General features: G+C 64.6%; 20 protein-coding genes. 16 read left to right on the top strand and 4 right to left on the bottom strand.

All coding sequences use genetic code 11. The annotated features are described in order from the left end of the window. From A5906_RS45270 to A5906_RS29195, 6 genes are all read left to right on the top strand, one after another. A partial coding sequence (locus A5906_RS45270) for an alpha-2-macroglobulin family protein (protein ID WP_430642421.1) occupies positions 1 to 1,687 on the top strand: 1,687 nt, incomplete at its 5' end. 124 nt (positions 1,688 to 1,811) lie between these two features. Continuing rightward, positions 1,812 to 3,911 (top strand): penicillin-binding protein 1C (gene pbpC, locus A5906_RS29215; protein ID WP_245326965.1); only part of this gene is annotated, 2,100 nt, incomplete at its 5' end. A 50-nt stretch (positions 3,912 to 3,961) separates the two neighbouring features. Further along, a complete protein-coding gene (locus A5906_RS29210) occupies positions 3,962 to 5,704 on the top strand; it encodes an ArnT family glycosyltransferase (RefSeq protein ID WP_080138655.1) in 1,743 nt (580 codons plus the stop codon). 1 nt (position 5,705) lies between these two features. Further along, the gene (locus A5906_RS29205) at positions 5,706 to 6,551 is read left to right on the top strand and encodes a phosphatase PAP2 family protein (RefSeq protein WP_080138654.1); all 846 of its coding nucleotides are present in this window, start codon (positions 5,706 to 5,708) and stop codon (positions 6,549 to 6,551) included. Positions 6,552 to 6,617: 66 nt separating this feature from the next. Beyond that, positions 6,618 to 7,355, top strand: coding sequence for a glycosyltransferase family 2 protein (locus A5906_RS29200; protein WP_080138653.1), 738 nt, complete (start codon positions 6,618 to 6,620; stop codon positions 7,353 to 7,355). Continuing rightward, positions 7,352 to 7,690, top strand: a complete 339-nt coding sequence (locus A5906_RS29195; protein WP_014495420.1) for a lipid-A-disaccharide synthase N-terminal domain-containing protein — start codon at positions 7,352 to 7,354, stop codon at positions 7,688 to 7,690. Before A5906_RS29200 ends, A5906_RS29195 begins: the two co-directional genes overlap by 4 nt. 51 nt (positions 7,691 to 7,741) lie before the next feature. On the opposite strand, the gene A5906_RS45265 is transcribed toward A5906_RS29195, so the two are convergent. Further along, a complete protein-coding gene (locus A5906_RS45265) occupies positions 7,742 to 7,897 on the bottom strand; it encodes a hypothetical protein (RefSeq protein WP_245326964.1) in 156 nt (51 codons plus the stop codon). Here A5906_RS45265 and A5906_RS46460 point away from each other — a divergent pair. Continuing rightward, complete coding sequence (locus A5906_RS46460; protein ID WP_430642423.1) at positions 7,823 to 8,173, top strand: DUF3592 domain-containing protein; 351 nt, start codon at positions 7,823 to 7,825, stop codon at positions 8,171 to 8,173. The two genes, A5906_RS45265 and A5906_RS46460, sit on opposite strands and share 75 nt — an antisense overlap. Here A5906_RS46460 and A5906_RS29185 read toward each other — a convergent pair. Further along, positions 8,144 to 9,835 (bottom strand): Na/Pi cotransporter family protein, encoded by a 1,692-nt coding sequence (locus A5906_RS29185; protein WP_080138651.1) that lies wholly within the window; start codon positions 9,833 to 9,835, stop codon positions 8,144 to 8,146. The genes A5906_RS46460 and A5906_RS29185 overlap by 30 nt on opposite strands. 133 nt (positions 9,836 to 9,968) lie before the next feature. Beyond that, the gene (metC, locus tag A5906_RS29180) at positions 9,969 to 11,153 is read right to left on the bottom strand and encodes a cystathionine beta-lyase (protein ID WP_080138650.1); all 1,185 of its coding nucleotides are present in this window, start codon (positions 11,151 to 11,153) and stop codon (positions 9,969 to 9,971) included. 379 nt (positions 11,154 to 11,532) lie between these two features. Between metC and A5906_RS29175 the strand changes: the two genes are divergently transcribed. The 8 genes from A5906_RS29175 (at position 11,533) to A5906_RS29140 (ending at position 23,716) form a co-directional block, all read left to right on the top strand. After that, on the top strand, positions 11,533 to 12,549 hold the full coding sequence (locus A5906_RS29175) for an amino acid ABC transporter substrate-binding protein (protein WP_080138649.1): 1,017 nt from the start codon (positions 11,533 to 11,535) through the stop codon (positions 12,547 to 12,549). Positions 12,550 to 12,570: 21 nt separating this feature from the next. Next, positions 12,571 to 13,776, top strand: coding sequence for an amino acid ABC transporter permease (locus A5906_RS29170; protein WP_080138648.1), 1,206 nt, complete (start codon positions 12,571 to 12,573; stop codon positions 13,774 to 13,776). Continuing rightward, positions 13,773 to 15,293 (top strand): amino acid ABC transporter permease, encoded by a 1,521-nt coding sequence (locus A5906_RS29165; RefSeq protein ID WP_080138823.1) that lies wholly within the window; start codon positions 13,773 to 13,775, stop codon positions 15,291 to 15,293. Before A5906_RS29170 ends, A5906_RS29165 begins: the two co-directional genes overlap by 4 nt. An 11-nt stretch (positions 15,294 to 15,304) precedes the next feature. Then, a complete protein-coding gene (locus tag A5906_RS29160; protein ID WP_080138647.1) occupies positions 15,305 to 16,042 on the top strand; it encodes an amino acid ABC transporter ATP-binding protein in 738 nt (245 codons plus the stop codon). Positions 16,043 to 16,145: 103 nt separating this feature from the next. Continuing rightward, on the top strand, positions 16,146 to 18,386 hold the full coding sequence (locus tag A5906_RS29155; protein ID WP_080138646.1) for an O-linked N-acetylglucosamine transferase, SPINDLY family protein: 2,241 nt from the start codon (positions 16,146 to 16,148) through the stop codon (positions 18,384 to 18,386). 128 nt (positions 18,387 to 18,514) lie between these two features. After that, positions 18,515 to 20,758 carry an O-linked N-acetylglucosamine transferase family protein gene (locus tag A5906_RS29150; RefSeq protein WP_080138645.1) on the top strand — a complete coding sequence of 748 codons (2,244 nt, stop codon included), beginning with the start codon at positions 18,515 to 18,517 and terminating at the stop codon, positions 20,756 to 20,758. 59 nt (positions 20,759 to 20,817) lie between these two features. Beyond that, the gene (locus tag A5906_RS29145) at positions 20,818 to 23,052 is read left to right on the top strand and encodes a tetratricopeptide repeat protein (RefSeq protein WP_080138644.1); all 2,235 of its coding nucleotides are present in this window, start codon (positions 20,818 to 20,820) and stop codon (positions 23,050 to 23,052) included. A 130-nt stretch (positions 23,053 to 23,182) separates the two neighbouring features. Then, on the top strand, positions 23,183 to 23,716 hold the full coding sequence (locus tag A5906_RS29140) for a DUF805 domain-containing protein (RefSeq protein WP_080138643.1): 534 nt from the start codon (positions 23,183 to 23,185) through the stop codon (positions 23,714 to 23,716). A 13-nt stretch (positions 23,717 to 23,729) separates the two neighbouring features. On the opposite strand, the gene A5906_RS29135 is transcribed toward A5906_RS29140, so the two are convergent. Next, a complete protein-coding gene (locus A5906_RS29135) occupies positions 23,730 to 24,764 on the bottom strand; it encodes a cysteine synthase A (protein WP_080138642.1) in 1,035 nt (344 codons plus the stop codon). A gap of 780 nt (positions 24,765 to 25,544) precedes the next feature. Between A5906_RS29135 and A5906_RS45260 the strand changes: the two genes are divergently transcribed. Further along, positions 25,545 to 26,504, top strand: a 960-nt coding sequence (locus A5906_RS45260; RefSeq protein WP_245326963.1) for a TolC family protein, incomplete at its 3' end; no start/stop codon positions are given.

Genomic DNA, 26,504 nt, shown 5'->3' with positions numbered 1-26,504 from the left:
CCCCGCCACCACCGTGAAGCTCGCCGCCAAGCAGCGCAATGCGTTCTCGCTCGCGCTTGATGCGACTGCGGCGGGGCAGGCGACGCTCGACGTCGACATCAAGGGGCCGAGCGGCCTCGCGTTGGCACGCCATTATGCGTTCGACGTCAAGGCGGCCACGCAGGTGCTGGCGCGGCGTTCGATCCGGACACTGGCGAAGGGCGAGAGCCTGACGCTGACCTCGGACATGTTCTCCGACCTCGTGCCGGGCACGGGCAGCGTCTCGGTCTCGGCCAGCCTCTCGACAGCGCTCGATGCGGCGACGATCCTGAAAGCGCTCGACCGCTATCCCTATGGCTGCTCGGAGCAGATCACGAGCCGGGCCATGCCGCTGCTCTATGTCAACGAGCTTGCGGCCGGCGCTCATCTCGCCATGGACACCGAGGTCGACCAGCGCATCCGCGACGCCATCGAGCGGCTACTGGCGCGCCAGGGCTCGAACGGCTCGTTCGGCCTGTGGTCGGCGGGCGGCGACGATGCCTGGCTGGATGCGTATGTGACGGACTTCCTCACCCGCGCCCGCGAGAAGGGTTTTGCGGTTCCGGACGTGCTGTTCAAGAACGCGCTCGACCGCATCAGAAACTCCGTCGTCAACGGCAACGAGCCGGAGAAGGACGGCGGGCGCGATCTTGCCTACGGCCTCTACGTGCTCGCCCGCAACGGCGCAGCTCCGATCGGCGACCTCCGCTATCTCGCGGACACCAAGCTGAACAACCTCGCGACGCCAATCGCGAAGTCGCAGCTTGCCGCGGCGCTGGCTCTCGTCGGCGACCGCAACCGCGCCGAACGCGTCTATGGCGCGGCGCTCGACAGCCTCGCGCCAAAACCGGTGCTGGAGTTCGGCCGCACCGATTACGGCTCGCAGCTGCGCGATGCCGCGGCGCTGGTGTCGCTTGCCAGCGAAGGCAACGCACCGAAGGCGACGCTGACGCAGGCCGTGTCGCGGGTCGAGACGGCGCGCGGGCTGACGCCCTACACCTCCACGCAGGAGAATGCGTGGCTGGTGCTGGCGGCGCGGGCGCTGGCCAAGGAGAACCTCTCGATCGAGGTCGACGGCCAGCCGGTCAAGACCGCGCTGTACCGCAGCTACAAGGCGGACATGCTGAGCGGCAAGCCGCTGAAGATCACCAACACCGGCGATGCGCCGGTGCAGGCGGTGGTCTCGGTGTCGGGCTCGCCGGTGACGCCGGAGCCTGCGGCGTCGAACGGCTTCAAGATCGAGCGCAGCTATTACACGCTCGATGGCAAGCCCGCCGACATCAGCAAGGTCAAGCAGAACCAGCGCTTCGCTGTGGTGCTGAAGATCACCGAGGCCAAGCCCGAGTACGGCCATATCATGGTGTCCGACTATCTGCCGGCGGGCCTGGAGATCGACAATCCGAAGCTGGTCTCGTCCGGCGACAGCGGTACGCTGGACTGGATCGAGGACGGCGAGGAGCCTGAAGACACCGAGTTCCGCGACGACCGCTTCACCGCGGCGGTTGATCGTGCCTCGGATTCCAAGTCGGTCTTCACCGTCGCCTATGTCGTGCGCGCGGTCTCGCCCGGCAAATACGTGCTGCCGCAGGCCTATGTCGAGGACATGTACAATCCCTCGCGCTATGGCCGGACGGGTACGGGGACGGTCGAGGTGCGAGCGGCGAAGTGAGTGAGCTCGAATCCGAGTTGAAGTGAATGAGCGCAGCGGAGCCACATGATCAGTCGTCATGCCCGGGCTTGACCCGGGCATCCACGGCCGCACGGGCGGTGGGCGACGGCGTGGATGGCCGGGNGTCAAGCCCGGCCATGACGGGCGGAGAGGGCAGCTCGCCTTTTGCCTTCTCTCCGCCGTCGCCTTCACCCTCATCCTCACTCTCATCGGCTTCGTTGCCTGGGTGTACTCCCTCGGCCCGCTGCCACTCGACGAGGCGCGCCAGGTCTCCACCACCATCGTCGACCGCAACGGAAAACTGCTGCGGGCGTACGCGATGGCCGACGGCCGCTGGCGGCTGCCGGTCGACGCCAAGACCAATGTCGATCCGACCTATCTGAAACTGCTCTTTGCCTATGAGGACCAGCGCTTCTACGCCCATGACGGCATCGATCCGCTGGCCCTGGGCCGCGCCGCGTTGCAGCTCGGAACGCGCGGCCACATCGTTTCCGGCGGCTCGACCATCACGATGCAGCTGGCGCGACTGATGGAGCCGCGGCGGCAGCGCTCGCTCTATGCAAAATTGCGCCAGATGGTGCGCGCCATCGAGATCGAGCGCAGCATGAGCAAGGAAGAGATCCTCGATCTTTATCTGGCGCTCGCGCCCTATGGCGGCAATCTCGAAGGCATCCGCGCGGCCTCGATCGCCTATCTCGGCAAGGAGCCGAAGCGGCTGTCGCTGGCCGAGGCCGCATTGCTGGTTGCGCTGCCGCAATCGCCGGAGACGCGTCGGCTCGATCGCTATCCCGAGGCCGCGCGCAAGGCACGCGACCGCGTACTCGATCGCATGGTCGAGGAGCATGTGGTCAACGCTGACGACGCGGCGCAGGCCAAGGCCGTGCCGGTGCCGAAGCTGCGCAAGCCGATGCCGATCCTGGCGCCGCATGCCTCCGACACCGCACTGTCGACCATGAAAGACAGTCCGGTCATCAAGCTGACGCTGGATGCGACCTTGCAGAAGGTGCTGGAGCCGCTGGCGCGCGACCGCGCCATCGCGCTCGGGCCCAACATTTCGGTCGGCATCATCGTGATCGACAATGAGAGCGGCGATGTGCTCGCGCGCGTCGGCTCGGCGGATTATTTCGACGAGACCCGGGCAGGGCAGGTCGACATGACGCGCGCCATCCGCTCGCCGGGATCGACGCTGAAACCCTTCATCTACGGGCTCGCCTTCGAGGACGGCTTCGTTCATCCCGACAGCCTGATCGACGATCGCCCGGTCCGCTTCGGCTCCTACGCGCCGGAAAATTTCGACATGACCTTCCAGGGCACGGTGCCGGTGCGGAAGGCGCTGCAATTGTCGCTGAACGTTCCCGCCATCGTGCTGCTCGACCGCGTCGGGTCGAGCCGGCTGGCCTCGCGGCTGCGGCAGGCCGGCGGCAATCTGATCTTGCCGAAGGACGAAGCGCCGGGCCTGGCCATGGGTCTCGGCGGCGTCGGCGTGACGCTTCAGGACCTTGCCCAGCTCTATGCCGGGTTTGCCCGTCTTGGAACCACCAAGCCGCTGCGCGAGATCGTCACGGCCAAGGACGACCGCGAGCCGTTGCGGCTCCTTGATCAAGTCGCTGCCTGGCAGGTCGGCAACGTCCTGCTCGGCACGCCGCCGCCGGAAAACGCCGCGCATAACCGCATCGCCTTCAAGACCGGAACCTCCTACGGCTACCGTGACGCCTGGTCGGTCGGCTTCGACGGCCGCATGACCATCGGCGTCTGGGTCGGCCGTCCGGATGGCGCGCCGGTTCCCGGCCTGATCGGGCGGGTCGCCGCAGCGCCCATCCTGTTCGACGCCTTTGCCCGGAGCGGTAAAACGCTCGCCCCCTTGCCCAAGCCGCCGAAGGGAACCCTGGTCGCCAGCAACGCGAAGTTGCCGTTGCCGCTCAAACGGTTCCGCCCGGTCGGCGAACTGGTGCGGACCGGGAGCGAGCAGGCCCTGCATATCCAGTTTCCGTTGAACGGCTCGCGGATCAACGTCGATCGCTCGGGCGGGCCCGAGAGCGCGGCCATGCCCGTCAAGGTCGCCGGCGGGGTTCTCCCCATGACTGTCATGGTAAACGGAACCGCCCTCGGCGAGATCGACGGCCGGCGCCAACGCCTGATCGATCCGCCCGGTCCGGGCTTTGCGCGGCTCACCGTGATCGATGCCACGGGCGCCGCGGACACAGTTGTCATTCGAATTCAATGACCCTGCCTTAAGCGGTTGTCGCGACGGCGGTTTCAGCGTAAGCGGAACCAATGGCCGAGACCTATCCCAGCCCCCGTTTTGGAGCGCCCCGTGAGCCGAAATCGCCCGTGAATCCGGGCAGCCGGCTCGTGACCATGCTCGATATCGCCACGGCCAGCCACGCCCGCGCCGTCGCTTTTCTGCTGCTGTGCGCACTGCTGCTGTTCCTGCCGGGCTTCTTCACCATCCCGCCCGTGGATCGCGACGAGGCGCGGTTCGCCCAGGCGACCAAGCAGATGGTCGAGAGCGGCGATTATGTCGACATCCGCTTCCAGGAGGACGTCCGCTACAAGAAGCCGGTCGGCATCTACTGGTTGCAATCCGCCGCGGTCGAAATTGCCTCGGCGCTCAAGCTGCCCAAGGCCGAGCTGCGGATCTGGGTCTACCGGCTGCCGTCGCTGCTAGGTGCGATCGGCGCCGTGCTCATGACCTATTGGGCCGCGCTCGGCTTCGTCTCGCGGCGCGCCGCGGTGCTTGCAGCACTCCTGATGTGCGCCTCCGTGCTGCTCGGCGTCGAGGCGCGGCTCGCCAAGACCGACGCGATGCTGCTGTTCTGCGTGACCGCCGCGATGGGGGCGATGGCGCGGGTCTACCTGTCATGGCAGCGCGCCGAAGACGAGACCCATCCGCCCTGGAGCTGGCCCGCGATCTTCTGGACCGCGCTCGCCGTCGGCATCCTGATCAAGGGCCCGCTGATCCTGATGTTCGCGGGCCTCACCATCGTCACGCTCGCGATCCTGGACCGCGATGCCTCCTGGCTATGGAAGCTTCGCCCGGTCTGGGGCCTGATGTGGATGCTGGTGCTGGTGCTCCCCTGGTTCGTCGCGATCTTCTGGCGCGCGGGCGATGCCTTCTTTGCCGATTCCGTCGGCGGCGACATGCTGAGCAAGATCGGCGCGCAGGAATCCCATGGGGCGCCGCCTGGCCTTTATGTCGCTCTGTTCTGGATCACATTCTGGCCGGGAGCGCCCCTGGCGGCGATGGCGGCGCCCGCGGTGTGGCGGGCGCGGCGCGAACCCGGCGCACAATTCCTGCTGGCCTGGCTGATTCCGTCCTGGATCATATTCGAGGCGGTGCTGACCAAGCTGCCGCACTATGTGCTGCCGCTGTATCCGGCGATCGCGATCCTCACCGTCGGTGCGCTGGAGCGGCGCGTGCTGTCGCGGTCCTGGCTGATGCGCGGCTCGGCCTGGTGGTTCGCGATCCCCGCGGCGGCCTCGATCATCGCGGTGGTCGGCGCAGTCATGCTGACGCGGCAGCCGGCATTCGTGGCCTGGCCGTTCATCGCGGCCTCGCTGATCTTCGGCCTGTTCGCCTGGTGGCTGTTCGACACCAATCGCGCCGAGCGCTCGGTGCTGAACGCGCTGGTCGCGGCGCTGATGCTCGCGGTCGTGGTCTGGGGCATCGTGCTGCCGTCCCTGACGCCGCTGTTCCCGAGCATCGAGATCGCGCGGGCGCTGCGCAACGTCACCTGCGTCGGGCCGAAGGCGGCCGCCGCCGGTTATCACGAGCCGAGCCTCGTGTTCCTCACCGGCACGCAGACGCTGCTCACCGACGGCTCGGGCGCGGCGGACTTCCTGCGCCAGGGCAGCTGCCGCTTCGCCCTGATCGAGCAGCGTTCGGAGCGGAGTTTCGTGCAGCGCGCCGAGGCGATCGGGTTGCGCTACAAGGTCGGCGCGCGCATCGACGGCTACAATATCTCGCAAGGGCGCGCGATCTCGATCTCGATCTTCCGTTCGGAAGGCACTGAATAAAATGCCGGCCCCGACCGATATCGCGCCGCGCGCGGGCTATCCGGCGCAGTTGCTCACCGTGACGGGGCGATCGCTGGCGCAGCTCGTGCGCTCGCCGTCGCATTCGCGCCGCGCCGAGGCCGCCCGGAAGCTGGCGCGGCATTCGCTCTGGCTTAGCGCTGCGGGCGCGGCCCTGGTCATCGCGCTGATGCTGGCGTTCGACCTGACCGAGATCCAGCTGATGCCGGCACGCGGTACGCCCGGCCTGTGGCCGATCCGCATCCTCACCGATTTCGGCAAGGACGAGTATTTGCTCTCGGCGCTGGGCGTCGCGCTCGTCGTCGTGGGGCTCGTTGCGCCAGGACTTCACGGCACCCGCCGCGCGCTGCTGCTGGGCTTGGGCACGCGGCTCCAGTTCCTATTTCTGTCCGTTGCGCTGTCGGTGTTCGTCGGCGAGATCCTGAAATATTTCATCGGCCGCGGGCGTCCATTCGTCGGCGGCAAGGCCGATCCGTTCAACTTCATCCCGTTCGAAGGGTCGGGAGCCTATGCCAGCCTGCCGTCGGGTCACGCGATCACAGCGTTCGCGCTGGCGTTTGCGGTCTCCGCACTTTGGCCGCGGCTGCGTGTGTTCATGTTCACTTACGCAATCGTGATCCTCCTGACGCGGCTTGTCCTGCTCGCGCATCACCCGAGCGACGTGACGGCCGGGGCCCTGGTCGGCATTGTCGGTGCCATGGCCGTTCGCTACTGGTTTGCCGCGCGCCGGCTCGCCTTTGCCATCCGCGCCGACGGCACCATCGTGCCGCTTCCGGGACCGGCCACAGGACGGCTCAAAAGGGTTGCCCAGGTGGCGTCTGCCCCATAAAAGCGGCTGCCTGCCGGGGTCACCGGTTCCCCGAGGGGCAGGCCAATTCCAACCACGAGCCTTGATTTGTCGACGTCCCAGCCTTCGGTTTCCATCGTCGTTCCCGTGCGCAACGAAGCCGACAATATCGCGCCCCTGATCGAGGAGATCACGACGGCGCTCGACGGCCGCTGGGATTACGAGATCATCTACGTCAATGACGGCTCGACCGACACGACCGGCGAGCGGCTCAAAGCCATCATGGCGCAACGGAGCAATCTGCGTCAGCTCCGCCACGCCAGATCAGGCGGCCAGTCGGCCGCGGTGCGCAGCGGCGTGCGCGCCGCGCGCGGGGTGATCGTGGCAACGCTCGACGGTGACGGCCAGAACAATCCCGCCTTCCTGCCGGACCTGATCTCGGCCGTGGAAAAAGGAGCAGGGCGCGTCGGCCTCGCCGCCGGCCAGCGCGTCGGGCGCAAGGACACCGGCTTCAAGAAATTCCAGTCGCGCGTGGCGAACAAGGTCCGCAACGCGATCCTTCAGGACGGCACGCGCGACACCGGCTGCGGGCTGAAGGCGTTCCGCCGCGAGGTGTTCCTGATGATGCCCTATTTCGATGGGCTGCATCGCTTCCTGCCGGCGCTGGTGCGCCGCGAGGGCTACGACATCGCCTATGTCGACGTGATCGACAGGCCGCGGCGTTCCGGCGTGTCCAACTATGGCTTCTTCGACCGGCTCTGGATCGGCATCATGGATCTCGCCGGCGTGTGGTGGCTGATCCGCCGCAAGAAGCCGACACCAGATGTGACTGAGGTGAAGGCATGATCATCCAATACGGTCAGGCGCTGAGCAACTATCTCTACGACGTCTTCGTCGCCAAATTCGATTTCTGGCTCGCGTTCGGTCTCGTCGCGCAGCTGTTCTTCACCGCGCGCTTCCTGGTGCAGTGGATCGCGAGCGAGCGCGCCGGCAACAGCGTGGTGCCGATGGCGTTCTGGTTCTGCTCGATGGGGGGCGGGCTGATGACGCTGGTCTATGGCGTCGTCAAGCGAGAACCCGTGATCATCCTCGGACAGGCGCTCGCGACCATCATCTATGTCCGCAACATCATGCTGATCATCAAGAACCGCGGCCGCGCCTCGAAGACGCTGGAGCGCTGACCGCGTCCGACGACGGGAGGGCATCCGGATGTTCCAATCGGCATGCGCAAATCACCGGTAGTTCTGTTCGTATCGATTGTTCTGGTCGGCCTCGTCGTGCTCGGGCTCGGCCTTTTCGAGCTCGGCAATACCGTGGCATTTCTCGCAATAGCCGAGCAGACGGAAGCGCGCTTCGCCGGCGCCGTCGCGCGCAGCGGCGGAAATCATGGCGGGACGTTTCTCTACCCGACGTTTCAATTCCAGACGGCGGATGGGCGCTCGATCACGTTCACATCCTCATCGGGGTCGACCAGCCAGCCCTATGCGGAGGGAGAGCGCGTCAGGATCGTCTACAATCCCAGGCGGCCTGAGGATGCGCGGCTGCTGTCGTTCCTGGCGTTATGGATTGTGCCTGTCCTGCTCTGCGGCGCCGGCCTGCTCCTGACGGGAGGGGCCGTTCTTGTTCGCGCCGCCTTAGCGCGGCACTGCCGAAGCCGCGCCTGAGTCGGGCAGGGTGGCCGTCTCCGCTTCGCTCCTGCGATAGGGCTGGCCGGCGGCATCCAACACAGGATAGGCGACCGAGCAGATATGCGAGTGGATGCGCCGCAGATCGCGCAGCACGTCGAGATGCAGCGAGGTGGTCTCGATGGTCTCGGGCCGGCCCTCGCGCAGGCGGTCGAGATGGCGCTCGACCGCGGCGAGCTCGGTGTTCTTCAGCGTCGTCTTCTCCACCAGTAGCTTGCGCGCTTCGTTGGCGTCGCCCGACATGAAGACGCCGAAGGCGATCCGCAGCGATTCCATCGTGCGCTTGTGGAAGGCGGCGAGCTCCTCGGCCCCCTCGGTCGAGAACTGGAAGCGGCGCTTGATCTTCTTGGTCGCAAGCTCGCTCAGGCTCTTGTCGATGATGTCGCCGATATGTTCGAGATTGATGGCGAAGGAGACGATTTCCATCGCGCGTCGTCCCTCGGTTTCATCGAGGCTGCCGCGCATGAGCTTGGTCACGTAGAGCTTGATGGCCTCGTCGAGACCGTCGACGGCATTGTCCATCTTCGAGACCTGATCGACCAGCGCGCGGTCGCCAGTCATCATTGCGGTCATCACCTTGCGCAACATGATTTCGACGAGGTCGCCCATGCGCAGCACCTCGCGAGCGGCATCGGCAAGCGCCAGCGACGGTGTCTCCAGCGCGCTCTCGTCGAGATAGCGCGGCCGGGCCGGATCGGTCTCCTGCACGCGGTCCGGCAGCAGCCGCGTCAGCAGGCGCGACATGGCGTCGAGCAATCCGATGAAGATGATGGCGGTGCCGACGTTGAAGGCAATATGGAAGGCCGCCGTCATCTTCGCGAGATCCGGCTGCCAGGCATGCATGTGCGCGACGATCGCTCCCAGGAACGGCAGGACGAGCGCGATCCCGACCACACGGTTGATGAGATTGCCGACCGGCAGGCGATAGCTCGCGGGATCGTCGCGCCTGGCGCCTTCGAACACGGGATTGATGGCGCTGCCGAGATTGGCGCCGAGCACCAGGGCCAATGCGGCATAAGGCGTGATGAACTGCGAAAAGGCCAGCGACATGATCAGCAGCACACTGGCGACGCTCGAATGCACCGCCCAGGTGACGAGCGCCGCGATGACGATGCACAGGATCGGATCGCCCGTGATCGCCGACATCATGACGCGGACGCCCGGTGCGTTCTCCGCCGGGGCCAGCGTGTCGAGCAGGATGTGCAGCGACAGCAGCATCAGGCCAAGGCCGATGCAGACGCGGCCGATGTCCTTGATCCGCGAGCGCGGGCCGGAGCGGAATGCGACGAGGCCGAGCACGAACAGCACGGGCGCTATAGCGGCGATATTGAACGACAGCACCTGCACGATCAGGGTCGTGCCGACATTGGCGCCCAACATGATCGCGAGCGCGGCGGCGAGGCTGACGAGGCCTTCGGCTGCGAACGAAGAGGTGATCAGGGCGGTCGCCGTGCTGCTCTGGAGCAGCGCGGTGAGCCCGAGGCCGGCCGCGAATGCGCTGATGCGGTTGCCAAGCGCCTTGCCGAGCAGCCGCCGCAGGTCAGGACCGAAGGCGCGCAGGATTCCGCTGTGGACCATGTGCAGGCCCCACAGCAACAGCGCCACGCCGCCCATCAGATCGAGCAGAACCAACGTACCCATGCTCCGTGTCCGGATTGGAGTCGATTGGTGAGGCTAGCGCCAAATGCTTGAGGATCAAACCCTTTGTTGGCGCATCGGCGTTAACGTTTGCGTCGGTTGCTCGTTCCCGCGGCGCAATGCCCGGTGAGCAGGCCTACATTGCCGCCTTGAGGGCAGCGAAGCCGCGATCGAGATCGGCCTTGAGGTCGTCGACACTCTCCAGGCCGATGTGGAGTCGCAGAGTAGGGCCGCCGGGCGCCCATTTGGTCGCGGTGCGATAGGCGTCGCAGTCGAAGGGAATTGCAAGGCTCTCGAAACCGCCCCAGGAAAAGCCCATGCCGAACAGCTTGAGCGTGTTGAGCATGGTGTCGACGGCCTTCTGCGGCGCCGGCTTCAGCACGATGCTGAACAGGCCCGAGGCGCCGGTGAAGTCGCGTTTCCAGATTGCATGACCCGGATCGCTCTCGAGCGCCGGATGCAGCACGCGCGCGACCTCGGGACGGCCGGCGAGCCAGCGCGCCATGTCGAGCCCGGAACGATGATGCTGCGCGAGGCGTACCGACAGCGTGCGCAGGCCGCGCAGCGCGAGAAAAACGTCATCCGGACCGGCGCAAACGCCAAGCAGACGGATGCCTTCTGAAATCTGAGGCCAAGCCTTGGCGTTGGCCGAGATGGTGCCGAACATGATGTCGGAGTGGCCGCCGATATATTTGGTGGCGGCCTGCATGCTGATGTCGACGCCCTGTTCGAGCGAACGGTGATAGAGTGGCGTTGCCCAGGTGTTGTCGTCGATGACGAGCGCGCCGCGCGCGTGCGCGACCTCGGCGATGGCGCGAATGTCGGGCATCTCGAACGATTGCGAGCCGGGCGCCTCCACCAGCACCGCGCGGGTGTTCGGCTTGAACAGCTTCTCGATGCCGGCGCCGATCAGCGGATCGAAATAGGTGGTCTCGACACCATAGCGGGTCAGCATGCCATTGCAGAAATTGCGCGAGGGCCGATAGATGTTGTCGACCACCAGAATATGGTCGCCGGCCTTCAGCACCGAGAGCAGGGTGGTGGAGATCGCCGAGAGCCCCGACGGCACGATGCCGACGCCGGCGCATTGTGGCCCCTCCAGCGCCATCAGCGTGTCCTGGAACGCCCTGGTCGTCGGGGTGCCGTGGCGGCCATAGGTGAACTCGCCGCGATGAGCGTGCAGGTCCTCGGCGGTCGGATAGAGCACGGTGGAGCCGTGGAACACCGGCGGATTGACGAACCCCTTCTGCGCCTTGGTGTCGCGGCCGGAGGTGACCAGCCGGGTCTCGGCCTGCTGTTGGGAGGGGTGCGAGGAATCCATGCGCCTGCTTTCAAAACCGCGTTTCCGCCGGGGCCCTTGCGCCGTGCGAGCCGGCCGAAAGGCCGCTGTCGTTAATAACAGAACACAGAAGAGTCCCGTCAACCCCTTGACCCCGCTCGCCAGTCGTTCTGTGATGCGCAGGTGCTATTCAGTCGCCGCATGTTGAGGGGCCTGCCGCGACCTTCGATCCATCGTCTGACCGGACCTTGCGTCCAGCCATTATGGCGGGCGCCTGCGGCGGGGATTAAGGTATGGCCTCCCGGGATCGGCGAATGTTCGGCAAGGTTTCCCAGCATGACTCTTGCAGGGCCACCCCTGGCAGAGTCGATCCTGAGACAACATTCCTGACCTTGAGACGACCTTGAAAGGCCTTCAGCCCATGAAACGCGTAACCCTGGCTCTCACTCTCGCTCTTGCCGCCGGCCTGTCCGCCGAGGCCGCCGATGCGCAAACGCTCAAGACCGTCAAGGACCGGGGCACGCTGTCCTGCGGCGTCAGCCAGGGCCTGCCGGGTTTCTCCTCGCCCGACGACAAGGGCAACTGGACCGGGATCGACGTCGACCTCTGCCGCGCCGTTGCTGCGGCCATCTTCAACGATCCGACCAAGATCAAGTTCGTGCCGCTATCCGCCAAGGATCGCTTCACAGCGTTGCAATCCGGCGAAGTCGACGTGCTCTCGCGCAACACGACATGGACCATCTCGCGCGACACCTCGCTCGGCGCCAATTTCACCGGCGTGACCTATTATGACGGGCAGGGCTTCATGGTGAAGAAGTCGCTCAAGGTGAATTCGGCGCTCGAACTCAACAGCGCCTCGGTCTGCGTCCAGACCGGTACCACCACCGAGCAAAATCTGGCCGACTACTTCAAGGCCAACAACATGAAGTACGAGGTGATCGCGTTCGCCACCAACGACGAAACCGTCAAGGCCTATGAAGCCGGCCGCTGCGACGTCTTCACCACCGACCAGTCGGGCCTCTACGCGAACCGCCTCAAGCTCGCCAATCCCAACGACCACATGGTGCTTCCCGAGATCATCTCGAAGGAGCCGCTCGGGCCGATGGTGCGCCACGGCGATGACCAGTGGTTCGACATCGTGAAATGGACGCTGTTTGCGCTCGTCACCGCCGAAGAGCTCGGCGTGACCTCCAAGAATGTCGACGAGAAGGCCAAGCTGGAAAATCCGGAGCTGAAGCGCGTGCTCGGCACCGACGGCAATTTCGGCGAACAGCTCGGCCTGACCAAGGACTGGGTGGTGCGGATCGTGAAGGCCACCGGCAATTACGGCGAGGTGTTCGATCGCAACGTCGGCGCGGGTTCGCCGCTCGCGATCAATCGCGGCCTCAACAATCTCTGGAACAAGGGCGGTCTTCAGTACGCGCCGCCGATCCGCTGATTTGCACGATCCGCGGCTGCGATGAGCACCGAGGCCCGTAAACCGCCACCCCAGATCGCGCTGAAGATCAGGCGCGCTCTGGGGGGCAAGTCCGGCTGGAACGGCATCGTCGTCCAGTTTGCCTTCGCGGCGATCCTCGGCTGGATTGCCTATGAAATCGTCTCCAACACCCGCGCCAACCTCGAGAACCAGCACATCGCGGCCGGCTTCGGCTTTCTGCGGAACAATGCCGGATTCGACGTCAACCAGACGCTGATCTCCTATACCGGCTCGGACACGTTCCTGCGCGTGTTCGTGGTCGGGCTGTTGAACACGCTCGTCGTCTCGGTGGTGGGCATATTCTTCGCCACCGTGATCGGCTTCATCGTCGCACTGTGCCGGCTGTCGCCGAACTGGCTGCTGTCGCGCGTCGGCGAGATCTATGTCGAGATCATCCGCAACCTGCCCGTGCTGTTCCAGATCCTGTTCTGGTACCTGGCGGTGCTGGCGGCCCTGCCCAATCCCAGGCAGAGCATTTCGCTGCTGGGCATCGCCTTCATCAGCAATCGCGGCCTCGTCATTCCCCGTCCGATCGGCGAGAGCGGGTTCGAGCCGTTCCTGGCGATGCTTACCCTCGGCATCGTCGCCTCGCTGGCACTGCGCTTCTACGCAAGGCGCGCGCTGTTTGAGCGGGGGCAGATGATCCGCATCTGGCCCTCTGTGCTGGCCTTGCTGTTCGGGCTTCCGCTCGCCACCATACTGGTCTTCGGTCTGCCCTTCACCTTCGAGCTGCCGCAGCTCAAGGGGTTCAATTTCGCCGGCGGCTCGCGGATCATTCCGGAATTCGTGGCGCTGACGGTCGCCCTGTCGACCTATACGGCCGCCTTCATCGCCGAGATCGTGCGGGCCGGCATCCTGTCGGTGCACAAGGGCCAGATGGAGGCGGGGTCCTCGCTCGGCCTCAGCCGCGGCGCCACGCTGCGGCTGATCGTCGTGCCGCAGGCGATGCGCGTCATCGTGCCGCCGCTGACCAACCAGTACCTCAACCTCACCAAGAACTCCTCGCTGGCAGTCGCGATCGGCTATCCTGACCTCGTCTCGGTGTTCGCCGGCACCTCGCTGAGCCAGACCGGGCAGGCGATCGAGATCATCGCCATGACGATGGGGGTCTATCTCCTGATCTCCCTCGTGACCAGCGCCGTCATGAGCGTCTATGGTTGGCGCGTCAGCCGGAGCCTTGGCGCATGACCGATATCGCCTCATCCTCCTTTGTCCGGCACGATCTGGTGAGCGAACGTCCCGCGCCGGTGAAAACCACCGGCTTCATCGGCTGGGTGCGGACGCGCCTGTTCAACTCGCCGACCAACATCCTGCTCACGATCCTCGGCGCCTTGCTGCTCTGGTTCACCATCATTCCCAGCGTCAGGTTCCTGATGGTCGATGCGGTCTGGAGCGGCAGCGACCGCACCGCCTGCCTCAGCGAGAACGCCGGCTTTGCCGTCGGCGCCTGCTGGCCCTACATCCAGGCCAAGCTGCCGCAACTGATCTACGGCTTCTATCCCGAGGCCGAGCGCTGGCGGGTCAACCTCACATTCGTCCTCGCGGCGGTCCTGCTGGTGCCGCTGCTCGTTCCGCGCCTGCCGGCGAAGGGCTTGAATGCCGGCCTGTTCTTCTTCGCCTTTCCCGTCGTCGCATTCTTCCTGCTGCATGGCGGCGGCATCAAGGGCTTTGGCTTGAGCTGGACGGCCGGCCTGCTGGAGCTGTTCGACGAGAGCATCATCGGTGCCGGAAACGTCCTGCTCAATCTCAGCAAGACCTCGGCCGTCGCGCCGCTCCTGTGGGCCGCCGGTAACCTGATCGTGCTGATCGGTACGGCGATCCATTGGCTTGTGTTCCCGCTGATCTGGCTACGTGACCAGATCCAGGACTCGGGCCAGTCGGTCTGGGTCGACTTCGCCGTCACGACCGTGGTGGTCTGCCTGATCGCCTTCTTTCTCGGTGGCGGCTTGCGCACCGGCTGGCGAGCGCTCGCATCGAGCTTCGCGACGTTCGTCGCCATTGCCATCGTCATCAAGCTGATGGGGCTCGACCACGGCGGACTGCCGATCGTGCTGACGAATCTGTGGGGCGGACTCCTGGTGACGCTGGTGGTCTCCGTCACCGGCATCGTCACCTCGCTGCCGATCGGCATCGCGCTCGCGCTCGGCCGCCGTTCGACCATTCCGCTGATCCGGATCTTCTCGATCGCCTTCATCGAGTTCTGGCGCGGCGTGCCGCTGATCACGGTGCTGTTCTTCGCAACCTATATGCTGCCGCTGTTCCTGCCCGGCAATTTCACAGTCGACGGTCTCGTGCGCGCGCTGATCGGCATTGCGCTGTTTACGGGCGCCTACCAGGCCGAGAACGTCCGCGGCGGGCTTGCCGCGATCCCGCGCGGGCAGGGCGAGGCCGCAGCGGCGCTGGGACTGTCCTGGTGGAAGACGACCTCGTTGATCGTGCTGCCGCAGGCGCTGCGCCACGTCATTCCCAACCTCGTCAACAGCTTCATCTCGCTGTTCAAGGACACCTCGCTGGTCTCGATCGTGGCGCTGTTCGACCTCCTGGGCTCGCTGCGCGCCTCGTTCTCGGACCCGAAATGGTCGACACCATCCACCGCGTTCACCGGCTTTGCCTTCGCCGGGATCATCTACTTCATCTTCTGCTTTGGAATGTCGCGTTACTCGCTGTTCGTCGAGCACCGCCTCAACGCCCACCGCCGCAACTGATCGAGGCCATCATGTCCGACCCCATCGTCAAGATTTCCGGCCTGAACAAATGGTACGGTGAATTTCACGTCCTGCGCGATATCGACCTCGAGGTCCGGAAGGGGGAGCGCATCGTGATCTGCGGTCCCTCGGGTTCGGGCAAGTCGACGCTTATTCGATGCATCAACGCGCTGGAGGAATTCCAGGAGGGCGAAATCGTCGTCGACGGCATCGAGCTCGGGCCGAACCTCAAGCACATCGACGCCGTGCGCCGCGAGGTGGGCATGGTGTTCCAGAGCTTTAATCTGTTCCCGCACCTCACGGTGCTCGACAACTGCACCCTGGCGCCGATCTGGGTGCGAAATATCCCCAAGAGGGATGCCGAGGCGACCGCGATGAAATTCCTGGAGCGGGTCAAGATACCGCACCAGGCCAACAAGTTTCCGGGCCAGATGTCCGGCGGTCAGCAGCAGCGCGTCGCGATCGCCCGCGCCCTGACCATGAATCCGAAGGTGATGCTGTTCGACGAGCCGACCTCGGCACTCGACCCCGAGATGGTCAAGGAGGTGCTCGACACCATGGTCGACCTTGCCGAGGAAGGCATGACCATGCTGGTCGTCACCCACGAGATGGGCTTTGCCCGCGAGGTCGCCAACCGCGTGGTCTTCATGGACGCCGGCCAGATCATCGAGGCCAACACCCCGAACGAATTCTTCGCCAGCCCGCAGCACGCCCGCACCAAGCTGTTCCTGAGCCAGATTCTGCGGTGAGGAGCGCCTGCAATCCGGCGGCCTCGCCAGCCTGACCGGCGCGCAAGCTTGGCACCATGCGAATCGGCTTGGCTCTTTTCGGACCATTCTCCGGAGAGAAGCCTTGCAGAGCAGTCTCGGCGCGCGCGTCCACCAGAACGCGCGATTGCAGCAGAAGTTGAGGGAGCAGGCGGACGCCGTCATGTCCTTCGCCATTGAGGCGCTGGGGCAGGGCAGACGTGATGAGGCCGAGAATCTCTGCCGCGAGATCCTGAAGGAGGTTCCGGATCATTTCCACGCCACACACCTGCTTGGCCTGCTGGCGTTCGACGGCGGGTGGCTTGAGGACGCGCAATTCCTGCTCGAGCGTGCCACCATGCTCGATCCGCGTTCGCCCGATGCGCACAGCAATCTCGGCGCTGTGTATTTCGCGCTCGAGAAGTTCAAGGACGCCCGCGCATGCCAGGAGAAGGCCATTGCGCTGAAGCCGGATTGTCCGATCACCCTGACCAATCTCGGCAATACGATGCTGCACCTCGGCCAGGCCAAGGAGGCCATCGAGCTGCACGAGCGCGCCATCAGGCTGAAGCCGGACTATGCCGACGCATTCTGCAACTGCGGCATGGCGCAATTGATGATCGGTCAGTTCGAGCTGGCCGGAAAGAATTTCGATCGCGCCCTGTCGATTCAACCGCGTCACGCGGAAGCGATCGCCGGCAAGGGCATGGTGAGCCTCGAGCTCAGGCATTACGAAGCGGCGGAAGCCGCGTTCGACGCTGCGCTCACACTCAAGCCGGGCTCGCCGAGAATTCTGGTGCAGCGCGGACGGCTCTATTTGACCCTGTACCGGCTGCAGCAGGCGGCTGCGGATTTCGATGCGGTGCTTGCACAATCGCCACGGAACGAGCTCGCGCTGTGCTGGAGGGCGCAAGTCGACCTTTTCGTGAGGAATACGACGGGGGCGATCGCGGCCGCCAAGACCCTGCTCGAGGTTAATCCGCAATCGGAGGCCGGCATGTCGCTCCTGGCCTATTGCCATGCGAACCAGGGGGACGTCCCGACGGCACTCGAATATCTCGATGCGGCACTGGCGATCGCGCCGGACTTTCCTGAGGCCATCGGATACAAGATTTTCGTGCTGGATTACCTGAGGGAGGCGGATTTCGCGGTCCAGCAGGCGGCGCGGAAATACTGGTGGGATCAGATCGGCGCCAGACTTCCGCAAAGGAGCCTGTCGCCGCGCGATCTCGATCCGGAAAGGCAGATCGTGATCGGATATGTCGCTTCCGAATTCAGGCAGCATTCGGCGGCGTATTCGCTGTTTCCGGTGCTGCGCCATCATGATCACGCCAAATTCAAGATCGTCTGCTATTCTTGCTGGCCATTGCAGGACGGGATGACCGAGGTATTCAAGTCTTGCGCAGACGTCTGGGTCGAGGCCGCGCAGTTCTCGGATGACGAACTGGCCGATCGTATCCAGGCCGACGGGATCGACATTCTGATTGATGTGTCCGGCCATACGACCGGCAACAGGCTCAATGTGTTCTCGCGGAAGCCGGCCCCCATCCAGGTCACGGGCTTCGGGCACGCCACCGGCACGGGCCTGCAGACCATGGATTATGTGTTCGCGGACCCGATCTTCATTCCGCAATCGGCGCGCCACCTGCTGGCGGAAAAGGTCTACGACCTGCCGTGCCTGATCACGATCGATCCGATCCTGGACGTGCCGCCTTCGGAGCTTCCCATGCTCCGCAACGGCTATGTGACCTTCGGTGTGTTCAACCGCATCTACAAGATATCGGACGAGGCCATCCGCGTCTGGTCGAAAGTGATGCGCGAGGTGGCCGGATCGAAAATCATCATCAAGCATAACCTGCTCGACGATCCGCTGCTGCGCGACGGCCTGATCGCCCGGTTCGTGGCACAGGGCGTTGCCGAGGAGAACGTCATCTGCATGGGCACGACGCCGCGCAACGAGCATTTGCGGGCCTTTGCCAATGTCGACATCTCGCTCGATACTTTCCCGCAAAACGGCGGCATCAGTACCTGGGAATCCCTCTATGCGGGCGTACCGGTCGTCGCCCAGCTCGGCAAAGGCTCGTCCTCGCGCGCCGGCGGTTCGATCGTGGCGGCCGTCGGTCTCGACGACTGGATCGCCGCGGACGACGAGGGTTATGCCGCGATCGCGATCAAATATGCCACCCAGCCAGCGCATCTGGCGAAGCTGCGCGCGGATCTGCCGGCCCGGATCGCAGCTTCGCCCGCTGGCAATGTCGAGATCTACACGCGCAAGGTCGAGGCCGGCTATCGCCAGTTCTGGCGCGACTATTGTGCCTCGGCCTCGGGAAGCGGCGAGGGGGCGTAGAGATCGGTGCGTCGGAGGGCCTTACGTGACCACCGGGAAATTCCGGGGGCGCTGCAGGTCGAGCCGGCCGGCTGGCCAGGCTTGCGAATCAGTTAGACTCGTACCGGGCCATCCTCCGGAGAGCAACCTTGCAGAACAGCGGCGCCGGCGCACGCGCGTTCCAGAACGCGCGATTGCAGAAGAAATTGATGAAGCAGGCGGACACCATCATCGCCGCCGCGGCCGCCGCCTATGGCCAGGGAAAATATGCCGAGACCGAGGCGCTCTGCCGTGAGATCCTGAAGGTGCTTCCGGATCATGTGGACGCCATGCACCTGCTCGGGATGTGTGCGCACGATGGCCGGCGCCTGCAGGAGGCAAAGGAGCTGCTCGAGCGCGTGATTGCGCTCGATCCGCGTCTTCACGATGCCCACAACAACCTCGCAACCGTGCATTTCGACCTCGGCAATCTGGAGGAGGCGCGGCGGTGCCAGGAGAAGGCCATCGCGCTGAAGCCGAATTTCGCGGTGGCGCTGACCAACCTCGGCAATACGCTGATGCATCTGGGACAGTACCAACAGGCGATCGAGCTGCACGACCGCGCCATCAAGATCAAGCCGGACTATGCCGATGCCTTCTGCAATCGCGGCATGGTCGAGATCGTGCTGGGACAGATCATGCGCGCCAAGGAGAGTTTCGATCGCGCGCTGCTGTTTCAGCCGCGTCACGCCGAGGCGATCGTCGGCAGCAGCATGGTCAGCACGGAACTGCGGCACCACGACGAGGCGGCAGCCAAGCTTGCCATGGCGCTCGCGATCAAGCCCGGCGCGCCGAGGATCCTCGCCCAGCGGGGGCGGCTCAGTTACGAGTTGCAGCGCCTGGAGCCAGCGCTTGCGGATTTCGAGGCGGCGCTTGCGATTTCGCCCAAGCTCGAACTGGCTCTCCGGGGCAAGGCTCAGGCTTGCCTCGTGATGGGAAAGACCGCGCAGGCGATTGCAGCCGCCACGGCGTTGATCGAGCAAAATCCGCGCTCCGAGATCGGGCTGGCGTTGATGGGCTTTGCCTATTCCAATCAGGGAGAGATGGATGCCGCGATCGAGTATCTCGATCGCGCGCTGGCGATCCGGCCGGACTACGGGGACGCGATCCGGGGCAAGATCTTCTTGTTGGACTATCTCGCGGAGGCCGATTTCGCGGTCCAGCAGGCGGTGCGAAAGTCCTGGTGGGATGCAATCGGCTCGAAGATTCCGCAAAGGAAGCTGCCGAAGCGGCCGCTCGATCCGGACAAGCAGATTGTGGTCGGCTATGTCGCTGCCGAATTCCGGCAGCACTCGGCGGGTCTCACCCTGCTGCCGGTGCTGCGCCATCACGATCACGCCAACTTCAAGATCATCTGCTATTACTCCTGGCCTGGAGCGGACGAGTATACCGCCATGTTCAAGTCGCTGGCGGACGTCTGGGTCGACGCCTGGGGGCTTTCGGACGACGAACTCGCCGATCGCATCGAGGCCGACAAGGTCGACATTCTGATCGATGTGTCGGGCCACACGACCGGAAACAGACTGCAAATGTTCGCACGCAAGCCGGCTCCCATCCAGGCCACCGGCTTCGGACATGCGACCGGCACGGGCATGCAGACCATGGACTACGTGCTCGCGGATTCCGTTTTCATACCGCCCTCGGTCCGACACCTGTTTCCAGAAAAGATCCACGATCTGCCGTGCCTGATCACGATGGAGCCCGTGACGGATCTACCGGCTTCCGAGCTGCCGATGCTCCGCAACGGCTACGTCACCTTCGGGGTGTTCAACCGCATCTACAAGATCTCGGATGATGCGATCCGCGTGTGGTCGCGGCTAATGCGGGAGCTGCCGGGATCGAAGATCATCCTCAAGCATGGTTTGCTCGATGATCCCCTGCTGCGCGATAGCCTGGTCGCGCGCTTGGTGGCGCAGGGCATTGCCGAGGCGAGCATCACGTGCCTCGGCACCACCTCGCGCAAGGATCACCTGCTGGCCTTTGGCAACGTCGATATTTCCCTGGATACGTTCCCGCAAAACGGTGGCATCAGTACCTGGGAATCCCTCTATGCGGGCGTTCCGGTCGTCGCCAAGCTCGGCAACGGCGCCTCCTCGCGCGCGGGAGCCTCGATCGTGGCCGCCGTCGGTCTCGGCGATTGGGTCGCCGAGGACGACGAGGGCTATATCGAGATCGGTCGCAAATTTGCTTCGCAGCCCGCGCTGCTGGCGAAGTTGCGCGCAGATCTGCCGGCCCAGATTGCGTCCTCGCCCGCCGGCAATGTCGAGATCTACACGCGTGAGCTCGAGGCCGGTTATCGCAAGTTCTGGCGCGACCATTGTGCGGCTGCCTCGGACAGTTGCGACGCTGCGTAGGCAGGTCAGAGGCACGAATCAGTTAGACTCGCTCGCGGGTCATCCTCCGGAGCGAAACCTTGCGGAGCAACGGCGCCGGCGCGCGCGCATTCCAGAATGCGCGGTTGCAGAAGAAGTTGATGAAGCAGGCGGACGCGATCATTTCGACCGCGAATGCGGCCTATGGCCAGGCCCGGTATGCGCAGACTGAGGCGCTCTGCCGTCAGATCCTGAATGAACTCCCGCAGCATTTCGGGGCCTTGCACCTGCTTGGCTTGTGCGCATTCTCGGGCCGCCACTTCGCGGCAGCGAAACAGGCGTTCAAGCAAGCCGTGACCGTCGACCCACGCTCGGCACAGGCATTTTCCGATCTGGGAGCCACGCATTTCGCACTTGGGGAATACGAGGAGGCGCGCACGTATCTGGAGAGGGCCATCGCGTTGAAGCCGAACCTCTCGATGGCCTTGGCGAACCTCGGCAACACCTTGTTGCACCTCAACCGCGTCGAGCAGGCCATTGAACTCTATGATCGTGCCATCCGACTGAAGCCCGATCATGCCGATGCGCTCTGCAATCGCGGCGTGGCAGAGCTTGCGCTGTGCCAGCTTGATCGCGCCAGGCAAAGCTTCGAGCGGGCGCTGCAGTTTCAGCCGCGAAACGTGGAGGCGCTCGTCGGCAAGGGTTTGGTCAATATCGAGCTCAAGAACTTCGACGAGGCAAAGGGCGCACTCGAGACGGCGCTCGCGATCAGGCCAGGTTCGGCGAAGATCCTGGCGAACCGCGGACGGCTCAATTTTGAGATCTCGAGGCTGGAACAGGCGGCGGCGGATTTTGACGCGGCCCTTGCGATTTCGCCCAAGCTCGAAGTGGCCTTGCAGGGGAAGGCACAAGTCTCGCTCGCCATGGGAAATACGGCGCAGGCGATCCTGGCCTGTACCACGTTGCTGGAGGAAAATCCGCGCTCCGCGAACGCGATGGCGCTGATGAGTGCTTGCTTTGCAAACCAGGGAGAGATCGCATCGGCGATCGAACTTCTCGATGCTGCCCTGGCCATTGTGCCGGATGCCAGCTTGATCGGGCGAAAGATCTTCTTTCTGGACTATCTCTCCGACGCCAATTTCGCGGTTCAGCAGGCTGCACGAACGCAGTGGTGGGATGCGATCGGCGCCAAATTGGCGCAGAGGAAGCATGCGCCCCGGCGGCTCGATCCCGATAGGCGGATCGTGATCGGCTATGTCGCGGCCGAGTTCTGGTTCCACTCGGCAGGGTTCACGCTGCTGCCGGTGCTCGCTCATCACGATCATAGCAAGTTCGAAATCGTCTGCTATTCGTGCGCACCGGTACGAGATGAGATGACCGCCAAATTCGAGTCGCTGGCGGATGTCTGGGTCGAGGCCGGGCGGCTCTCGGACGATCAATTGATCGATCGCATCGACGCCGACAAGGTCGATATCCTGATCGACGTATCTGGACACACGATCGGCAACCGGCTTCCTGTCTTTGCGCGGAAGCCGGTCCCCATCCAGGTCTCTGGATTCGGACACGCGACCGGCACAGGCCTTCGGACCATGGACTATTTGCTCGCGGATCCGGTCTTCATTCCACAATCGGCCCGCCACCTGCTGGCCGAGAAGGTCCATGATCTGCCTTGCCTGATTACGATCGATCCGATCCTGGATGTGCCACCCTCGGAGCTTCCGATGCTCCGCAATGGCTACGTGACCTTCGGCGTGTTTAACCGAATTTACAAGATTTCGGACGAGGCGATCCGCGTTTGGTCGCGCATCATGCGCGAGGTGCCGGGCTCGAGGATCGTGGTCAAGCATACGCTGCTCGACGACCTCCTGCTGCGCGACAGCCTGCTCGCGAGGTTCGTGGCGCAGGGCGTCACTGAGGATCGTGTCACCTGTCTGGGTTCGACACCGCGGGCCGAGCATCTGCGGGCGTTCGCGAATATCGACATCTCGCTGGATACGTTTCCGCAGAACGGCGGAGTCAGCACCTGGGAATCCCTATATGCCGGGGTGCCAGTCGTCGCCAAGCTCGGCCACGGCGCCTCTTCGCGCGCAGGCGGCGCCATCGTGACGGCCGTCGGTCTCGGCGACTGGGTTGCCGAGGACGACGAGGGCTATGCCGAGATTGCCTGCAAATTTGCAGCGCAGTCCGATCATCTGACGAAACTGCGCGCGGATCTGCCGACTCGGATCGCAGCCTCGGCAGCCGGCAATGTCGAGCTCTACACGCGTGAGGTCGAAGCGGGTTATCGCCGGTTCTGGCGCGATTATTGTGCCGCGCAAGGCGGCAAGGGCCCCTGAGAGCGAGATAAAAGCCTAAAATTTTACGCAATCCCATCGCCGGCAAAAAACCATGCCGCTTGCGACACTCCGCCGCTTCACGCGTCCGAAAGCTCTTTCCGCGCATAAGGCCCCAAAAGGGGATGCGTCAATGCTCGGTTTCGTCTTCGGCTTCAACGCCCGGCTCGGGCGATTGCATTTCTTCCTCGCCTCGGTCGCGCTGGCGGTCCTCATGACCGCGATCTGCTTTGCGATCGCGATGGCCGTCCTGCACGACACCTCGCCCGCCGTGATCCGGCCGGATGAGCTGATGAAGAACCGGGCGATCATCGCCGCGATGGCGTTGTTCGGACTAGCGACCTTCATGCTGCAATCGATGCGCATCCGCGACATCGGTTGGGATCCGGTCTGCGTGGTGCCGGCCTGGATCGCGCTCATGATCGTCGATCACGTCGTCGCTGGCCGCTTTCCGGCCTGGGCCATCGGCCAGGAGCACCAGGGCACGGCAGTTGGCGCGTTGGTCAATCTCGCTCTGATGCTCGTAGTCACGTTCTGGCCGAGCGCCGGCAGCGAGGGCGCTTGTGCCAACCCGTTCCAGTCGCGCACGCCGGCGGCCTCGCCGCCACTGACGAACGAGCGCCTGGCACGCGTGTCCCAGGGCGGCTCGCGACCGACCTGGAGTTGATCCTGCTCGAGAGCTAAACGAACGGCGGTTTGATGTTGCTGCGCTTCTCCAGCCATTCCGGCACCGGAAGGTTCTTGGCGCGCATGAAATCCGCGTTGAACAGCTTTGACTGATAGCGGCTGCCGGAATCGCACAGCACGGTGACGATGGTCTTGCCCGGCCCGAGCTGCTTTGCAAGGCGCATCGCGCCCGCAATGTTGATGCCGGTGGAGCCGCCGAGGCACAGGCCTTCGTGCAGGAGCAGGTCGTAGATCACCGACACCGCTTCGGTGTCCGGAATCAGGAAGGCATCGTCAACCTTGGCAGTTTCGATCACGGGCGTGACGCGGCCGAGGCCGATACCCTCGGTGATGGAGTCGCCCGGGGTCGATTTGGCCTGGCCGTTCTTGAACAGCTCGTACATGGCAAACCCCTGCGGATCGGCGCAGGCGTTGACGATGCCGGGATGCTTCTCCTTGAGATAGCGGCTGGTGCCGGCCAGCGTGCCGCCGGTGCCGACCGAGCAGATGAAGCCGTCGATCTTGCCGCCGGTCTGCTCCCAGATCTCGGGGCCGGTCGACTCGTAATGCGCCTTGGCGTTGTCGAGATTGTTCCACTGGTCGGCGAACAGCACGCCGTTCGGCTCGGTCTTGCGTAGCTCGTCGGCCAGCCTGCGGCCGACATGCTGGTAATTGTTGGGATTGGCGAAAGGAAGGGCCGGGACCTCGATCAGCTCGGCGCCGCACAGCTTCAGGAAGTCCTTCTTCTCCTGGCTCTGGGTCTCAGGGATGACGATCAGCGTGCGGTAACCGCGAGCGCTGGCGACGACCGCGAGCCCGATACCGGTATTGCCGGCGGTCGATTCCACCACCAGGCCCCCGGGCTTGAGTTCGCCGCGCTTCTCCGCCTCCAGGATCATCCATTTGCCGGCGCGGTCCTTCACCGACTGGCCGGGATTCATGAACTCGGCCTTGCCCAGGATGGTGCACCCGGTCAATTCCGAGGCGCGCTTGAGCTTGATCAGCGGGGTGTTGCCGATGGCTTCGACAACGTTGGTTCGAATGGTCATGTCGGGGGAAATCACTGGCAAAGGGTTGATCTGGCTGGCCAGAACCTAGTGCCTGGGAGGCCAAAGGGGAAGGCTTTTGCGCTGCGGCGAAGGCGACGCAGTCGGCCTGCGGAGCGCTCAGATTCGGCGGCAGAGAACGACACGAACGATGCTGGCATGCGATCCCGGCTACTGGCGGGACGAATATGTCCGGCGACTGTCGGGGCATGGAAGATATTGGTCGTCGCGAGCAGATCTCGCAGGCAATCTCCATCGAGTCCAAGCCGGACCGTGATCGTGTGCAAGCCGGCTTCGCCGCATGTGGTTCCCCGACGTATGGAGCGCATGCGCAAGACGGACGGCATAGACCTGCGGCGCCGGCTGTTCGTGCTCGGTCGTTGATCGGCTTGCGAGAGGCGTTCGCTGTGCCCCGAGACGGAGCTGAGGCCGCGTGCAGCTCGTTGCTGACCAGTGCAGCTGGACCAGCCGCGCTCATGCGGGGTGTGGCGCCAATATCACATGAAATCTTGGTAAGCTTGAATGCCGTTTCCGACGCCTTGGAAAGTCGAAAAGTCGCTGCAGGACAGGGATATTTCGTATTTTCCTGGTCCCGACGGGGAGGTTCGGGAGAAGCAATCTCGCACCTGCGGGACTGTCCCGCTGTTCCGCGCCCGGCTAGTATGAATCTCAAGGTTCCGCAGAAAGCATCACTGTGAACGAGTTGCCAAAAGCCCCCCGACTGCCTGCCTGCGAATCGGTTAATCCGGCTGCGCGGTGGCGGCTCGATCTGCCCGGCGGGGGGTGGATGTGACACAGCTTGTTCCGGTGATCGCCCTCCGGCGGTCTCTAGGGTCTGCGTTTCCGACGCGTCGTGCAGCGCGCTGGCTTGCGGTGTTGTGCCTGGCCGCAAGTTCGGGCGCCTGCGTGCTGACGCAGGATCTTCCCGATCCCGCGCTCGATGTTCCCGCGCAGTACAAATATGCCGGGAAGGGCGATGCGCCGCCGTCGCTGGATTGGTGGCGCGGCTTCCGTTCCGCCGAGCTGACGCAGTTGATGGAGGAGGCGCAGACCGTCAACCTCGACATCGCTGCCGCCGTCGCGCGCATCGTCCAGGCTGACGCACAGGCGCGGCAGGCCGGCGCGGCATTGTTGCCGAGTCTGTCTGGCACCGGCCAAGAGACCTATTCGCGCACCTCCGGCTCGTCGGCCTCGGGGCTCACCAATGGCGGCCGTGAGGTCGTCAACTATCAGGCTTCGCTCAGCGCGAGCTACCAGCTCGACTTCTGGGGGCAGAACCGGGATGCGCTGCAGACGGCGGAAGAGACGGCGAATGCCAACCGTTTCGATCGCGACACGGTCGCGCTGACGACGCTCGCGAGCGTCGCCAATGCCTATTTCCAAGTGCTGGCCTCGCAGGATCGTATCAGGACCTCGGAACGCAACATCGCGAGCGCGCAGCGCATCCTCGATGCGGTGAGGGAACGCCGCAAGGCCGGCACCGGCACCGATCTCGACGTCGCCCAGCAGGAGAGCGTGCTCGCCAACCAGAAGGCGCTGGTGCCGCCGCTGCGCCAGACGCTGGACCAGAACCGGAATGCGCTCGCCGTGCTGGTGTCGCGGCCGCCTGAGAGTGTGCGCATCGCCGGCGGCTCGCTGAACAGCATCGCGATCCCGCGCGTCACGCCCGGTCTGCCGTCGGAGATCCTGACGCAGCGGCCCGACATCCGCCGGCAGGAGGCACAGCTGGCCTCCGCCACCGCC

This window comes from Bradyrhizobium sacchari (genome assembly GCF_002068095.1).
Classification (GTDB): Bacteria; Pseudomonadota; Alphaproteobacteria; order Rhizobiales; family Xanthobacteraceae; genus Bradyrhizobium; species Bradyrhizobium sacchari.
The sequence above is the reverse complement of the archived record's forward strand: the minus strand, read 5'-3'. Positions and strand labels throughout refer to the sequence as shown.

Bases quoted from the DNA above. Each gene is read 5' to 3' on its own strand.
- A5906_RS29185 (WP_080138651.1), bottom strand. From the start codon at position 9,835: ATGGGTACGTTGGTTCTGCTCGATCTGATGGGCGGCGTGGCGCTGTTG.
- A5906_RS29160 (WP_080138647.1), top strand. From the start codon at position 15,305: ATGTCCGACCCCATCGTCAAGATTTCCGGCCTGAACAAATGGTACGGT.
- A5906_RS29135 (WP_080138642.1), bottom strand. From the start codon at position 24,764: ATGACCATTCGAACCAACGTTGTCGAAGCCATCGGCAACACCCCGCTG.
- A5906_RS29175 (WP_080138649.1), top strand. From the start codon at position 11,533: ATGAAACGCGTAACCCTGGCTCTCACTCTCGCTCTTGCCGCCGGCCTG.
- A5906_RS29195 (WP_014495420.1), top strand. From the start codon at position 7,352: ATGATCATCCAATACGGTCAGGCGCTGAGCAACTATCTCTACGACGTC.
- A5906_RS29140 (WP_080138643.1), top strand. From the start codon at position 23,183: ATGCTCGGTTTCGTCTTCGGCTTCAACGCCCGGCTCGGGCGATTGCAT.
- A5906_RS29165 (WP_080138823.1), top strand. From the start codon at position 13,773: ATGACCGATATCGCCTCATCCTCCTTTGTCCGGCACGATCTGGTGAGC.
- A5906_RS29205 (WP_080138654.1), top strand. From the start codon at position 5,706: ATGCCGGCCCCGACCGATATCGCGCCGCGCGCGGGCTATCCGGCGCAG.
- A5906_RS45265 (WP_245326964.1), bottom strand. From the start codon at position 7,897: ATGATTTCCGCCGCTGCGCGCGACGGCGCCGGCGAAGCGCGCTTCCGT.
- metC (WP_080138650.1), bottom strand. From the start codon at position 11,153: ATGGATTCCTCGCACCCCTCCCAACAGCAGGCCGAGACCCGGCTGGTC.
- A5906_RS29170 (WP_080138648.1), top strand. From the start codon at position 12,571: ATGAGCACCGAGGCCCGTAAACCGCCACCCCAGATCGCGCTGAAGATC.
- A5906_RS29210 (WP_080138655.1), top strand. From the start codon at position 3,962: ATGGCCGAGACCTATCCCAGCCCCCGTTTTGGAGCGCCCCGTGAGCCG.